General features: G+C 44.8%; 12 protein-coding genes. All 12 read right to left on the reverse strand.

Going from position 1 to position 14,766, the window contains the following annotated elements:
* Positions 1-199: 199 nt before the first annotated feature.
* On the reverse strand, positions 200-655 hold the full coding sequence (locus H524_RS0100965; protein ID WP_027938879.1) for a NanQ anomerase/TabA/YiaL family protein: 456 nt from the start codon (positions 653-655) through the stop codon (positions 200-202).
* A 239-nt stretch (positions 656-894) separates the two neighbouring features.
* Positions 895-2,124, reverse strand: coding sequence for an NADH:ubiquinone reductase (Na(+)-transporting) subunit F (gene nqrF, locus H524_RS0100970; RefSeq protein ID WP_027938880.1), 1,230 nt, complete (start codon positions 2,122-2,124; stop codon positions 895-897).
* Between the two features lie 9 nt (positions 2,125-2,133).
* Positions 2,134-2,733, reverse strand: a complete 600-nt coding sequence (nqrE, locus tag H524_RS0100975) for an NADH:ubiquinone reductase (Na(+)-transporting) subunit E (protein ID WP_027938881.1) — start codon at positions 2,731-2,733, stop codon at positions 2,134-2,136.
* 2 nt (positions 2,734-2,735) lie between these two features.
* Positions 2,736-3,401: an NADH:ubiquinone reductase (Na(+)-transporting) subunit D gene (locus H524_RS0100980; protein WP_027938882.1), complete on the reverse strand. Its 666-nt coding sequence runs from the start codon at positions 3,399-3,401 to the stop codon at positions 2,736-2,738.
* 2 nt (positions 3,402-3,403) lie between these two features.
* Complete coding sequence (locus tag H524_RS0100985) at positions 3,404-4,186, reverse strand: Na(+)-translocating NADH-quinone reductase subunit C (RefSeq protein WP_027938883.1); 783 nt, start codon at positions 4,184-4,186, stop codon at positions 3,404-3,406.
* Entirely contained in the window at positions 4,179-5,423 is a 1,245-nt protein-coding gene (locus tag H524_RS17220) for an NADH:ubiquinone reductase (Na(+)-transporting) subunit B (protein WP_027938884.1), read from the reverse strand. Before H524_RS17220 ends, H524_RS0100985 begins: the two co-directional genes overlap by 8 nt.
* 3 nt (positions 5,424-5,426) lie before the next feature.
* The gene (locus tag H524_RS17225) at positions 5,427-6,779 is read right to left on the reverse strand and encodes a Na(+)-translocating NADH-quinone reductase subunit A (protein ID WP_044121178.1); all 1,353 of its coding nucleotides are present in this window, start codon (positions 6,777-6,779) and stop codon (positions 5,427-5,429) included.
* Positions 6,780-8,248: 1,469 nt separating this feature from the next.
* Positions 8,249-9,892: an AmpG family muropeptide MFS transporter gene (locus H524_RS0101000; RefSeq protein WP_245580428.1), complete on the reverse strand. Its 1,644-nt coding sequence runs from the start codon at positions 9,890-9,892 to the stop codon at positions 8,249-8,251.
* Between the two features lie 88 nt (positions 9,893-9,980).
* A complete protein-coding gene (locus tag H524_RS0101005) occupies positions 9,981-10,475 on the reverse strand; it encodes a YajQ family cyclic di-GMP-binding protein (RefSeq protein WP_027938887.1) in 495 nt (164 codons plus the stop codon).
* A 94-nt stretch (positions 10,476-10,569) separates the two neighbouring features.
* A complete protein-coding gene (gene dxs / locus H524_RS0101010; RefSeq protein ID WP_084281572.1) occupies positions 10,570-12,672 on the reverse strand; it encodes a 1-deoxy-D-xylulose-5-phosphate synthase in 2,103 nt (700 codons plus the stop codon).
* A gap of 598 nt (positions 12,673-13,270) precedes the next feature.
* Positions 13,271-14,224 (reverse strand): polyprenyl synthetase family protein, encoded by a 954-nt coding sequence (locus H524_RS0101020; protein ID WP_027938889.1) that lies wholly within the window; start codon positions 14,222-14,224, stop codon positions 13,271-13,273.
* Between the two features lie 222 nt (positions 14,225-14,446).
* Positions 14,447-14,701: an exodeoxyribonuclease VII small subunit gene (gene xseB, locus H524_RS13535; protein WP_044121179.1), complete on the reverse strand. Its 255-nt coding sequence runs from the start codon at positions 14,699-14,701 to the stop codon at positions 14,447-14,449.
* Positions 14,702-14,766 lie beyond the last annotated feature (65 nt).

A 14,766-nucleotide genomic window follows, 5' to 3' on the forward strand; every position in this document is an offset into this window, starting at 1 on the left:
AGTGGATGCGCCTTTTTTGTTGCCTTTTGTAACTTTGCTGTGGCCAAGAAAAAAGGCGCATCCCATTAGATAGCGCCTTTTTAATTCCACACACCGAAACATCCACAATCTAACTAATTATTAAGGCCTTGTTAGGCAGTGAACTTATGCAAGATAAGTTATTTTCTTTTAGCTAATTGTTGGATGTATTAGTCAAAAATTACTTAACAGCAACCTTAACCACTACCTTAACCACGTCAACAGGCTGGCCCTGGTAAGCGATACGTGGCTGGTGAGCCTCCTCAGGAGGAACAATAGCGAACTGGCCTTTCTGTAAAGTAACAGAAGTGTACTTCTCTGGAGTTGAGAGGTAGACCATGTCGTTTGCTGGATCTTCTTCAGTAACCTGAAGGTCGCTGCGCATGCATACGTTGAAAGACTCAACACCCTGAGCTAAGTACTGAATGTCGAAGTAGTCGTTGTGAGCCTCGAAGCGGATTGCCTCAAAAGGAACGGTGGTGTAACGCTGAACGAGAGCAAAAGCCCCCTCGCAAATGTCGTAACGGCCGTTCTCGAGCTTGGTAGCGTCGTTGTTCTTGAGCCACTCGATGCTCTTGGCAAATTTCTCTTCAAGGTAGTTGTACTTAGTAGCAAGCTCGAGGGAAGTAGCTAACATAAAATGCTCCTGTGACAGCGTGTGTAACGAGGGAAAAATCACCCTCTGACATACTAGTTATTGTACTACTAATTGCTGTCGTTAGGCCCATTTGAGGCAAGCTTTTTTTTGCTTAAATCCCTTATCAAATCTAGATTTGTGAGGCAATTTACATCTAATTGTGTGGATAAAAAAAGGCCCAGTGCAAATGCATCTGGGCCTTTTTTTTAATCGTTAGCTATCAAGCTAACAGTGCGTTATTAACCGCCGAAGTTATCGAACAGGATGTTCTCGTCTTCAACGCCTAATGAGTGAAGCATGTCTACGCAAGACTTGGTCATCATTGGAGGGCCGCACATGTAGAACTCACAGTCCTCAGGGCTCTTGTGGTTCTTTAAGTAGTTCTCATAGAGAACATTGTGAATAAAGCCAGTTAAGCCAGTCCAGTTATCCTCTGGCAGAGGCTCAGATAAAGCTAAGTGCCAGGTGAAGTTTGGATGTTCCTTTGCCAGCTGATCGAACTCGTCTACGTAGAAAGCTTCCTTCATGGAACGAGCACCGTACCAGAAAGAAATGCGACGCTTAGAGTTAAGACGCTTGAGCTGGTCAAAGATGTGTGAACGCATTGGGGCCATACCGGCACCACCACCGATGAATACCATCTCATTGTCGGTCTCACGAGCGAAGAACTCACCGAATGGACCAGAGATAGTAACCTTATCACCAGGCTTTAAGCTCCAAATGTATGAAGACATGATGCCAGGTGGCAGTTCCTTAAGCTGACGGAGAGGTGGGGTAGCAATACGCACGTTAAGCATAATGAGACCCTTCTCGTCAGGATAGTTAGCCATGGAGTAAGCACGGATAGAAGGCTCGTCAACCTTTGAAACCAGGTCAAATAAGCCAAAGTGCTCCCAATCTGCACGGTACTGCTCTGGGATATCAAAATCCTTGTAGTAAACAGTGTGTGCAGGGGCTTCAATCTGAATGTAACCACCAGCGCGGAATGGAACTTCCTCGCCCTCAGGAACCTTCAGACGGAACTCCTTAATAAAGGTTGCTACGTTATCGTTAGAGATAACTTCACACTCCCACTTCTTAACGCCGAAGATCTCTGCAGGCAGCTCTAACTCGCAGTCACCCTTAACAGTAACCTGACAAGCTAAACGCCAGCCTTCACGGATCTCACGCTTAGTGAAGTGAGAATACTCGATAGGTAATACGTCACCGCCGCCTTTAACGACCTTGACCTTACACTGACCGCAAGCACCACGGCCACCGCAAGCTGAAGAAACGAAGATACCCTTGTCGGATAAGTCGTTTAACAGCTTGGTACCAGCAGGACACTTGAAGCCTAAAGATGGATCACCGTTAACACCAATGGTGATGTCACCGGAGTTCACTAAGAAGCGCTTTGCTACGAGGATGAGTGCTACGAGAATAGCAACTACAACCACGAACATAAAAACGCCCGATACGATTGTAAACATGTATCCCCCTTAGAGCGAAATGCCTGAGAATGACATGAAGCCGATAGCCATCAGACCAGAGGTGATGAATACCAGACCCAAGCCACGCATACCATCAGGAGCGTTAGAGTACTTTAAGCGCTCACGAATTGCAGATAAGAGCACCAGTGCCATGGCCCAAGAGGTACCGGAACCGAATGCATATACTACAGACTCAGTGAAGTTGTACTCACGCTGAACCATGAAGGAAACACCTGCAAAGATAACGCAGTTTACAGTGATCAGAGGTAAGAAAATACCTAAGGCGCTGTAAAGAGAAGGTACAAACTTGTCGAGGAACATCTCGAGTACTTGTACTAAAGCTGCGATAACACCAATGTAGGTGATGAAGCTTAAGAAGGAAAGGTCAAGACCAACAACTAAAGCATCAGGCTTTAAGATGTAAGCATTAACCAGGTTGTTTACTGGAACAGCCAGCATCTGCACCATGATAACAGCAGCACCTAAGCCTGCAGAGGTGGTAACCTTCTTGGACACAGCCAAGAAAGTACACATACCTAAGAAGAAGGCCAGAGCCATGTTCTCGATGAAGATACTCTTTACTAAAAGAGAAAGGTAATGTTCAACCATGATTAGTAATCCTGCTTATGGGTGTCATACTCAGGTTGCTCAACCAGATCCTTACGGAAGGTCTTGGTCAGCCAAATTAACAGGCCAACTAAGAAGAAGCCGCAAGGTGGCATTACGAGCAAGCCACATGGTACATACCAACCACCGTTGTTAACGGTTTCGAATAAGGTAATACCGAACCAAGAGCCTGAACCGAAGATCTCACGAACAGTGGCGATAATGCATAAAACGAGCATATAGCCTAAGCCGTTACCAATACCGTCTAATAAAGAAGGTAATGGAGGATACTTCAGAGCAAAGCCCTCAGTACGACCCATAACGATACAGTTGGTAATGATCAGACCTACGTAAACTGATAACTGCTTGGACAGGTCATAGGCAAAAGCCTTAAGGATCTGGTCAACCAGGATTACCAGAGAGGCAATAATGGTCATCTGAGCGATAATACGCACAGAGCTAGGAATATAGTTACGAGTAACAGACACGCAGGTGTTTGCAATAGCACAAACGCAAACTACGGACACACCCATAACGAATGCTGTCTTCATGGAAGAAGTAACAGCTAAGGAAGAGCAGATACCCAGAATCTGAATCATCACCGGGTTATTGGCGATGAGCGGATCGAGCAGTACCTCTTTCCAAGATGGAGCCTTTGCTGCATCAGACATTTTTACATTTCTCCCTTGCGTAAGTTCTCAAGGAAAGCCTTGTATGCGTTTTCGAACCAGTAGTTGGCTGCGTTATCTACACCGCGAGCGGTTAAGGTAGCACCAGAGAGGCTGTCAACGTCATAATCCTTGCCTTCACCATTGTGGTCAGGGGTCTTGGTGATGTTGAAACCACGGGAGCCATCCTCACGGGTGAGCTTCTTGTCAAGCCATAAAGCCTGCCAACGTGGGTTATCGATTTCACCACCTAAGCCTGGGGTTTCACCGTGGCTGTAGAAAGTAACAGCCTTAATGGTGTTGCCATCCGGATCAAGTGCTACGTAACCGTAAACAGTTGACCACAGAGCCATGCCATAGAAAGGAAGAATGTAACGTACGGTATTGCCGTTCTCATCCTTAGAAAGGTAGATTGGCATTAACTTAGTACGAGTACGAATGTTAGCAACGTCCTCTTCTGCAGGAATTGCAACATTGAAGTCTGGGTTCTTTGCTAATGACTGGAAGTTGAAGTCAGAAGGAGCGATAGCGCTGTCCTCAACATACTTACCAGTCTCGAGATCAACTAAACGAGCCTCAATGTGCTTTGCATAGGTCTTAGCAACAGAGCCTTCAACCTCAAAGCCAGAAACACGCAGAATGTTGATCTGACGATCGTTAGCAATAGCTGCCTGCTGGAATGGTCCTAAGGCAACCACAGCACTTGATACCACCACAGAGCATACTAAGCAGAATGCGATGATAACAACGAAAGTGCCGAATACGGAGTCTTTATTGAGCTTAAGCACGGGCAAGTCTCCTCTTGATGTTGCGGTTGGTTGCTAAGTAGTCGAACAGTGGTGCCCAGCAGTTAGCAAACAGAATGGCAAGCATCATACCTTCTGGGTAAGCAGGGTTTACGGTACGAATCATAACGACCATAACACCGATTAAGATACCGAATGCCCACTTACCACCAGTAGTGAATGAAGAAGACACTGGATCGGTAGCCATAAAGACAGCACCGAATGCAAAACCACCTAATACTAAGTGCCAAATGAAGGTCATGGAGAACATCATGTTGGTCTCAGAGCCGATAGCATTGAATAATGAGGAGCAGATGAATGCGCCTACAACAATACCGGCCATGATACGCCATGAAGCGATACCTAAAGCAATGATTACTGCAGCACCTAATAAGATCATTAAGGTAGAGCCTTCGCCGATAGAGCCTGGGATGTTACCTAAGAAAGCGTCCATCCAGGTGATCTTCTCGCCTGCGAAGTTGACAAGAGCTGCCTCACCGCCTTCTGCCCACTGAGCAAGTGGGGTAGCGCCTGAGAAGCCATCAACTGGTACCCAGCAGTTGGTGCCGGACATTGATGCAGGGTATGCGAAGAATAAGAAAGCACGACCAGCTAAAGCTGGGTTCATGAAGTTACGACCAGTACCACCGAATACTTCCTTGGCAATAACAACACCGAAGGAAATACCTAAGGCAGCCTGCCACAGTGGAAGTGTTGGAGGAACGATGAGGGCGTAGAGCATGGAGGTAACGAAGAAGCCTTCGTTAATCTCGTGGCGACGAACGATGCAGAATAAAACTTCCCAGAAAGCACCTACAGCGAAAGTAACGAGGTAGATTGGGAGGAAGTAAACAGCACCGATTAAGAGCTTGCTGCATACGCCAGCGTCAGCACCTAATGAACCGCCTAACATCTGCACTAAAGCAAAGTGGTAGTCGTTGCTGAAAAGTGCATAAGAAGTAGCAGCGATTTCAGCGCCATTAGGCATTGTGGCTAAAGCCATCACGGTCTGGCTACCAACGTTGAACCAGCCCCAGAACATTGCAGGAAGTGCTGCAACGAAAACAATAATCATGATGCGCTTTAAATCGATGTAATCGCGCACGTGAGTATTGCCAGTGGTTACCTTACCATTGGTGTAAAGGAAGGTATAAGCGCCTTCGAACAGAGGGTACAGCTTCTCAAAGACGCCGCCCTTCTCGAACATAGGCTCCAGTTTCTTAAAGAGTCCTAACAACACGTTTTAACCCTCCAGCTCGATCTTGGTGAGGCTACGACGTAAGTACTGACCATAGTCATTCTTGCCAGGGCATACATAGGTACATAAAGCTACGTCTTCTTCAGCAAGCTCTAAGCAGCCTAACATCTTAGCCTGGTCAACGTCGTTAATCTCAATAGCACGCATGAGCATGGTAGGCTCCATATCTAATGGGAATACCTTCTCATAGGTGCCGATAGGAACCATGGTACGTGAACCACCATTAACGGCGGTATTGATTATGTACTCAGATGGCTTGATGAATGAAGAGATGTAAGCGTTAGTTACAGTGTGACGCTTAAAGCCTGCACCGAGCCAGCTCTTCATGATGAAGTCGTTTGCTCTGCCTTCCTCTAAAATAGAGATCTGCTGGTGGTAACGGCCTAAGTAAGCAAAAGCACCTACTGAGGTGTAGCCCCACAGAACTGAGCCAGAGATTACACGAACGCCCATCTCAGATGGGATAACCTCGTTAGCGGTCAGTTCAGCAACTGAAGCACCAACGATGGTACGAACAAGACGTGGCTCCTTGGCATTTGGACCAGCGATGGAGATAACGCGCTTGTTGTAAACCTCACCCTCTACAAAGAGGTGACCAATTGCGATAACGTCCTGGTAGCCAATGTGCCAAACAGTCTTGCTCTCGGAAACTGGATCGAGGAAGTGGATGTGGGTGCCTGGTAAACCAGCAGGATGAGGACCTACGAAGATCTCTTCCTTGATGTTAGGAGCACTCACCATTGGGATGGACTTGTCGCCGTGGCAGACGAAAACAGTAACACCAATGCGGCTTAACACAGTTAAACCATTCTTGAATGCTTCTGCTTGCTCAGCGATCACTACATTTGCGCAAGGAGCTAATGGATTGGTATCCATTGCAGTTACGAAAATTGAGTGAGGAATTGAGTCTACGCGAGGTACCTTGTCAAAAGGACGGGTACGGAATGCAGTCCATGCACCTGATTCGATTAACTGGCTCTTAACGTCTTCAACGGTAAGGTCAGAAAGCTTGTCAGCAGGAGTCTTCTTAAACTCCACACCCTTAACAGACTCATCGATCTCGATAACGACTGACTGGAAGGCTCTGCGCTCGCCACGGTTAACTGCTACAACAGTACCGGAAGCAGGTGCGGTAAAACGTGTTCCTGGATTTTTCTTGTCCTCGAACAGTACCTGACCCTTTTTAACAGCTGAACCAACTTCAACAGACATTGAAGGACGCAGACCAGGGTAATCACAGCCTAGTAAAGCTGTATGCTTAACCTCAGGACATGCACCTATTGACTGCTCAGGCTGGCCGCTTAAAGGCAGATCCAATCCTTTTTTGATGTTAATCATAGGCGGTTCCAATACAAAACTTACTCGGAGCTATGCTCCACGTACTTCAGACTGACCTCTAACGTCTCAGACCTACTTAAAACAGACTGTTTTTAAGCTCGAATCCTCGACTTTGATATCAAAGCCATCGTGACTTGCTAGAGTCTAATGACACAAGCAAGGACACAAAACCTTTAATTGAGCTTGAGTACCATTACACCCAAAGAAAACGGTTCGCTGTCACAAGCTGAAGTTCTCTCTTCATCCGATTACCGTCCCAAGAGAGATCACTATCTGTTTAGTGCCATGATGCAGGATCGTGGGTTTAGCCTACTATCCTCATCGGCACGCTGTTGTGCTCCGCGCTTTTAGCGATGTGCAACACACAGATGGTGTTCAACTTCAGTTGACAGCACTCAGACTATCAATGCGACAGTCTGATTGGGAAAAATATGACCCTAAAGAGTATCTACACTGCATTTGATAAGTTAGACAACCACAAATGGGCTGATAAAACTATTACTTGCAAAGCCTAGATACACTTGCAAAGAGAATTTCAAAGCATTGAATGAGCGCTAATTTTGCGTTTACGCCTCAGCTAGCGTTCGAAAATATGAGTGTCAAAGGTACCCGCAACCCTAAATCAGAGGCAGGCATCAAGTCTCAAATTTTAACACAAAAAGTACTCGTTATCCCCCGTAACTGCCACGTTATGCGGCTATTGTGACAAAGCTAGAAAAAACTATGACACGCATGCATATGGCAAATTACTCGTAGCTTGTGAGACTAAACAACTCCCAAACGGCGTGATTAAAGCAAAGTTAAAAATGAAGATAGGGGTAAGCATTAGCTTACCTGTATACCAATGTCTTATGACAAGCAAGCTACACTTTGTTTAAGAACGTTAGATTCATGCGCTTTTGTAAGTTCTAAACCGATCGATATCACATTAACAACATAATGTTTGATGACCTTTACAAACTTGACTCTTATGCGCACCATTTGGAAAGTCCTTATGCCTTACTATGGTTCAAATACACTCAAAATACACGGTTAAACTTACACAAATAGACTAACTTGCATACAAGCTTGACCACACCAATTTAACCCTTGCCCATGTCACAATTATGAATTATTTGCCAAACTGCCATACAAGTTTTTAAGATCACAACACGCTATCTAAGATCACCACACCGCAATAATCACAAAACTAACCTACTGCACTGCCTAAAGAGATCAAACCACCTTGCAGCCCCGCCAGAAGAGATCAAACTACCTTGCTGCAGCGTGACAAGAGATCAAACCACCTTGCAGCTCAGCCAGAAGAGATCAAGCTAACATGCTGCAGCGCAATATGAGATCTAACTAACCTGACGCACTTTCTAGTGAACTCCCGTAGCAATTGCTTGCCACACATACAGGCATGGCAAGTGAAGTGGGATGTGTTCCCTTTGTGGCTCCACTATGGAGGGTGTCGTATGTTGTGAACTTTATGCCTTATTAGCGACTTCATCCTTTGCTGACCATGGGGCTACCTTAAACAAAAGCAACATACCAGGGATCGCAATGATGGTGCAGAAGATAAAGAAATTCTGCCAACCTAAGCCCTCTACAAGATAGCCTGTTACTGCATTACAGAAAGTACGAGGAATGGCCGAGAAACTTGTAAGCAGCGCTAACTGCGTTGCGGTATAGGCTGGATTAGTTTCTTTGGCTAAGAATGCTACGAAAGCTGACGTACCTAAACCACCGCCACCGTACTCGCACACTAGCACTAAAGAGAGCATCCACACTGATGGAGTACCACTCTTACCTAAGTAGGCTAAAAGAACAAAACCTAAGATCGTAACTACCTGAATAAAGCCAAAGACCCACAGTGCGCGGTTAATGCCAAGCTTTAACATGAACACACCGCCAAGAAGGCCACCGGCTACAGTCGACCACAAGCCAACATTCTTAGCCACAATGCCTATGGTGGTGAGGTTATAGCCTAAATCCATGTAAAAAGGTGTTGCCAAAGCTAAAGCCATGGAATCACCAATCTTGTACAAGAAGACAAAGCACACGATAAACAGTGCAGCCTTAACACCACGGCGGCTAATAAACTCAGAAAAAGGCTCTACTACTGCCTCTTTTAAAGTGCGCGGTGCATTGCTGACATTCTGTTCACGTAAAAATAAGGACAGGACAAAGCAAGGAATCAAACATGCTGCAGTAAAGGTAAATACCGTTTGCCATGATACATAGTCAGCCATGATCAAGGACACACCGCCTGGGATTAATCCTGCAACACGATAGGCATTAACAAACACTGCATTGCCTAAACCAAGCTCAACATCTGGTAAGAACTCACGACGGTAAGCATCGAGCACAATGTCCTGTGTTGCAGAGGCAAAGGCCACTAAGATCGCCAGTCCTGCAATAATGCCAATATTCTCTTTTGGCGAGAACCATCCCATAGCAGCAATAGCGCCGATCAAGACTATCTGCGAGAGAATAATCCAGTCTTTACGTCTACCTAATCTAAAGATCTGATAGCGGTCAACGAACGGAGCCCACAAAAACTTCCAAGTGTATGGCACCATCATCAAGGAGAATGCGCCAATCACCTTGAGATCTAAGCCCTCTTTACGCAAATATGCAGAGAGCAAATTGATAAGCACAAATAGCGGCATGCCTGAGGCAAAACCGGTCACCAGACAAATACCCATTCTCTTAGAGAAAATCTGTACTAATAGCGATTTTTCTTCTATCTGGTCTGACTTAGTATTAGCAGTTGCATCCTGTGGCGTAGCATCAGCAGTATCTGCACTTAAATTTGCATATGCATAAGCGCCATAATCTTTGTCAGCCTCATCACTATCTTGCTCTTTGGCAGCCTCATCACTATCTTGCTCGTTTGCAGCTATTTTCTTGAGCGTTTGTGCGTGCTCATGAAACTTTGCAGCACTCTCCATAATCTGATCAGCTGGATCATAGACGTCTTTGCTAAATAAATTCTGAGCAGCTAAATCATACATGTCCTTGCTAGATGAACTTTTATCTTGTCTATTAGCATGCTCTTCGCTCTTATGATTGCTAAAAGCAGATTCTGAACCTTCAGAAAAGTGTTTGGTGTTAGCTTTATCTACCATGGTGCATACATAAATGAGGTTGCTTTAGCTAAATAAAAAGGGCCGCAGGTGCTTGACCGGCGGCCCGTGGTAACTAAGTGATTAGTGCTTAGTCACGGAAATTTTGGAATTGAAGAGGCTGACCTAAGTCGCTCATCTTGGACTTAACTAAGGCAATTACAGCCTGCAGATCATCGCGCTTCTTACCTTGAACACGTACAGTGTCGTCATTCATCTTGGCATCTACCTTGATCTTCTCATCTTTGATGAGCTTAACGATCTTCTTGCCAAGATCCTTATCAATGCCTTCTTTGAACTGTACTTGCTGCAGTGACTTCTTACCTGAACGAGTAATGTCCTTAAACTCAGCACAGCCAACTTCGATACCGCGCTTAATGAGCTTTTGGGTCAGAATATCATCCATCTGCTGAATCTGGAACTCTTCGTCAGCCTCAAGCTTAACGAGATTGTCAGCCTTTACTAACTCGTATGATGCTTCAACGCCGCGAAAATCATAACGTGTTTGTAATTCACGATTAGCGTTATCCACTGCGTTTTGCAGCTCATCTTTCTTGAGTTCAGAAACAATATCAAAAGACGGCATGTCATTCTCCCCTGTTAATTAACTAACGCAAAACCAAAGTTTTAGTTAGTTTGAATGCAGAAAGCTTGGTTAATAAAATCAAGCTAAACTGTCATTATAACTCAGATGCTGCTTTTCTTACTGATGACATGATGCCATCACGATCTAAGCCTAAGTCTGCAAGTAACTCACCGCGATTACCTTCACCAACGAAAGAATCGCTCATACCAAGATTGAGCACCTGAGCTTTTGCATTGCTCTGAGAGATGGAGGCAACGATTGAGCTAATATGCTCGCCTACACCACCAAGTACAGCAGCTTCTTCTACAGTGACCAACAGATCGTATTGTGAGCTTAAGTATTGAATTAGCTCTTCATTAAGCGGCTTTACAAAGCGCATGTTAATGAGAGTGATATCTTGCTCTTCACAAACACTCTGTAGAGAGTTAACTAATGGGCCAAAGACTAACAGAGCGATCTTATGTTGCTTGCCTAAAGCATCAACACGTTCTTGCTCATGAGAGCTTTGAGCTACCTGCATATGCTCAAGCTGTTCACGGCTTTCAAAGCCAAGCAGCTTAATGGTATGTTCAACTTGATCCTCAGCACCATGACCATCAAAAGAAGCACTATCAAGCGCTCTTACGAGCTCATTGACATGAGATGAAGCTAAGTTGCGGATTTCAACACTACCTACTGCAATAGTCTTTTCCAAGCTCATAGGAGCATCTTCAAAACTATCGCCCTTCTTAATCATTAAAGACTCACCATTGTCTCGTGGGTAACGAATGACACATGGAGAGCCTAGCGCATAGGCAGTGTTTAACATGGTGTACTGCTCATGACGTGAGCTTGGTACCATGATGGTTAAATTAGGTACGGTACGAGTATAGGCAATATCAAAAGCGCCATTGTGTGTAGGACCGTCAGCACCAACTAAGCCACCGCGATCAAGGCACAGAATGATTGGTAAATTCTGAATTGCCATATCGTGGATTAAGCCATCATAAGCTCGCTGCATGAAGGAGCTGTAGATATTCACTACAGGGCGCATACCGCCTGCTGCTAAACCTGAGGCAAAGACCATGGCATGCTGCTCAGCAATAGCCACGTCGAAAAATTGCTTTGGATAGAGCTCAGCAAATTTAGCTAGACCAGAACCAATGCGCATGGCCGGTGTAACAGCCATAAGCTTAGGATCTTCTTTTGCCTTGTCGCACATCCAGCGACCAAATCCTGCTGAGTATGAAAGGTCTTCTTTTGGAGCGCCTTTTTGAATACCCTCATCTGGATCAAATACAGGTACACCGTGATAGCAAATTGGATCTTTCTCAGCTGGCTCGTAACCCTTACCTTTAGTAGTAACTACATGCAAGAAAGTAAGGCCAGACATATCACGGATGTTTTGCAAAATGCTCACGAGGCTATTAACGTCATGACCATCTACTGGGCCAATATAGTTAAAGCCGAACTCTTCAAATAAGGTACCTGGCATGAGCATGCCTTTAAAGTGCTCTTGAGCACGTAAGGCTAAATCACGTAAGGCTGGCAGCGGCTCTAAAATGCGCTTACCACCTTCAATCATCTTGACGTAATGAGGAGAGGAGAGCACATGAGACAGGCCTTGATGTAAGCGACCTACGTTCTCAGAGATACTCATCTCATTGTCATTTAAGATCACGGTAAGGTCGAGATCTTCAAAAGAACCAGCATGATTCATAGCCTCAAAGGCACAACCGCCTGAGAGTGCACCATCGCCAATTACAGCGACAACTTTTTTACGATCTTTACGATCTTTAGTGCTTTCTGCTACAGCAAGACCTAAGGCTGAACCAATGGAGGTGGATGCATGGCCGGTGGTAATCAGATCATGAGGGGTTTCACCACGCCAAATAAATGCATGCAGACCACCCTTCTTACGAATGGTGCCTAGCTCTTCGCGATGGCCAGTTAGCATCTTATGAGGATATGCTTGATGGCCAACATCCCAAACTAACTTGTCATTTGGAGTATCGTAGACATAGTGTAGAGCAACAGTTAGCTCCACTACGCCAAGACCAGAGGCAAAGTGTCCTGCTGTCTTACTCACAGTGTCAATGAGGCATCCTCTGATCTCTGAACAAAGATCAACTAAGGATTCCTTGGGCAAGGAACGCACGTCACAAGAGTCGTGAATACGCTCTAGCAATTCATAAGTGTTGGTAGAAGTATCTTCCACAAATCATCAGATCCTGAATCTCATTTAAAGTCAGATAGATTTAAATCTACTAAACTTAGCTAAATATCCAGGAAATCCCCTCATCTTTAATACCCAGCCCACATGACGCAGGTGCTTGGTAATGCTTTATTTCCAAGCCTTTTACAATAGAGCTCTAAGTTATCGCATGCCTCTTAATTAACTAAAGCCACTCAATGCAACTTAGAAAAATAACAGATCCTTACGATGACATGCGCCACTATTGTTACTGGCAAAAACATCAAGTCTCATCGCTCTTAAGAGCTTTGAGCCTGCCATGACAAAGTCATAAGACAGATATTCATATGCTGCTAAAAGTGACATCCTTTAAGCAGTTTTTTTGTCTTTAGGCCCATGAGCCTAATTACTAAATTTTTCAGCGCACTTTAAATAATTTAAGCGCTGTAACTTAGCTGATTGCACTTAGCAAAGTCTAGACACTTAGCTATTAGCTGCAAGTATCTTGTTGCTGATAGAAGCGGCATTAAGCACTAGTGCATTTAAGCCTCAACTAAAAGGAAAGCTATCCATGCTGCTAGTGAGATGATCTTATATAGCGCATGGCTGCATCTTTTAGCAATTAGTGGTCACGCTCAATGCAGAACCTTGCAAATTGCTTTAATAAATCAGTATCAACACTAATGCGCTCGAGATCTTTAATGGCATCTTCACATAAGCTATGAGCGTACTCGTCAGCCTTTTCAACACCAAGTAGAGTTACATAAGTGCTCTTTTCAAGTAACTCATCTGATCCTACGTTCTTTCCTAAGATCTTAGAGTCACCAGTAACATCTAGAACATCATCACGCACTTGGAATGCCAGACCTACTTTGCGGCCATAGTCAGTTAAGTGCTTAAGATCATGACCAACCTCTGGAGCCTCAACTATACCTAAGGCATTGGCGATCATATCGTTACTGTGATGAGAGAATGCAGCCTCATATCGACCTGCAATAAAGCCAAGCTCTACGGCACAAGCGATCAGAGCACCGGTCTTTAATGAATGCAGCTTCTCTAGTTCTTCTTGCTTTAAGGTGCAGTGCTCGGATGCAAGATCAATTGCCTGACCGCCGCACATGCCCTCAAAACCAGCCGCTTTAGCAAGGCAGGCGCACATTCTACCTTTAACCTCACCAGAAAGACGGCACTTTGAATCGGTTAACAGCTCAAAAGCTAAAGCTTGTAAGGTGTCGCCTGCTAAAAGCGCAGTTGCTGAACCAAACTTAGCGTGCACAGATGGTTCGCCGCGACGCAGCATGTCATTGTCCATCTCTGGCATATCATCATGTACTAAAGAGTAAGCATGGATACACTCGATAGCTGCTGCAACATAATCTAATGAACGCATGTCAGCACCATAGGCACTGCCAGTTGCGTAAACTAAGAATGGACGAGCACGCTTACCACCAAGTAACAGTGCGTAAGAGACTGCCTCTTTTAACGTAGCAGGCTCAGCAGGCATGCTATCTAACTTCTTCTTGAGACATTCATCCACACGCTGCTGAATAAGCTTGAAATACTCACTCAATTGCATACTTAGCTCTCTTTTCCATCCTAAGCACATGCTTTAGCGTAAAACTAAAACTGCTTTTGAAGTATTTAATAGCCGCATATGTTTAATGGGCTTTGATTTTAATCAGGCCTAGATTAATCTGTGTGCATGCTTACACTAAAGCTACCAAGCGCATTGCTGCAGTGCTTTACGTTATTGCAATACAGCTAGATTGATACTTAGTATAAGCTTACAGCTAATAGCTTAGCCCTGACTTTGCATCTCGGATTCTTCTTGGTTTAGAGCGTTAATCTGTTGCATAGCGCTCTGACGAACCTGTGAAACCTTCTTTGACATGTCATTGAGACTACGACGGCAATCAACTGCTAGCTTCATACCCTCAGAGTACTTATCAATGGCCTCATCGATAGTGAGATTACCAGCTTCAAGATCTTTTACTACGCTCTCAAGCTTAGATAGAGACTCATCTAGATTCTTTAAACCAGTTTCTTCAGCCATAAGACTCTCCTATCTACTTTTACCCAACTATGTTTTTGTTCTAAACCTTACAGCTTAGTTAACAA

Origin of the sequence: Anaerobiospirillum succiniciproducens DSM 6400, assembly GCF_000482845.1 — a bacterium.
GTDB classification, from domain to species: Bacteria; Pseudomonadota; Gammaproteobacteria; order Enterobacterales; family Succinivibrionaceae; genus Anaerobiospirillum; species Anaerobiospirillum succiniciproducens.

Coding starts and splice junctions, on each gene's coding strand:
- H524_RS0100965 (WP_027938879.1), bottom strand. CDS start 655: ATGTTAGCTACTTCCCTCGAGCTTGCTACTAAGTACAACTACCTTGAA.
- nqrF (WP_027938880.1), bottom strand. CDS start 2,124: ATGTTTACAATCGTATCGGGCGTTTTTATGTTCGTGGTTGTAGTTGCT.
- nqrE (WP_027938881.1), bottom strand. CDS start 2,733: ATGGTTGAACATTACCTTTCTCTTTTAGTAAAGAGTATCTTCATCGAG.
- H524_RS0100980 (WP_027938882.1), bottom strand. CDS start 3,401: ATGTCTGATGCAGCAAAGGCTCCATCTTGGAAAGAGGTACTGCTCGAT.
- H524_RS17225 (WP_044121178.1), bottom strand. CDS start 6,779: ATGATTAACATCAAAAAAGGATTGGATCTGCCTTTAAGCGGCCAGCCT.
- H524_RS0101000 (WP_245580428.1), bottom strand. CDS start 9,892: ATGGTAGATAAAGCTAACACCAAACACTTTTCTGAAGGTTCAGAATCT.
- H524_RS0101005 (WP_027938887.1), bottom strand. CDS start 10,475: ATGCCGTCTTTTGATATTGTTTCTGAACTCAAGAAAGATGAGCTGCAA.
- H524_RS0101020 (WP_027938889.1), bottom strand. CDS start 14,224: ATGCAATTGAGTGAGTATTTCAAGCTTATTCAGCAGCGTGTGGATGAA.
- xseB (WP_044121179.1), bottom strand. CDS start 14,701: ATGGCTGAAGAAACTGGTTTAAAGAATCTAGATGAGTCTCTATCTAAG.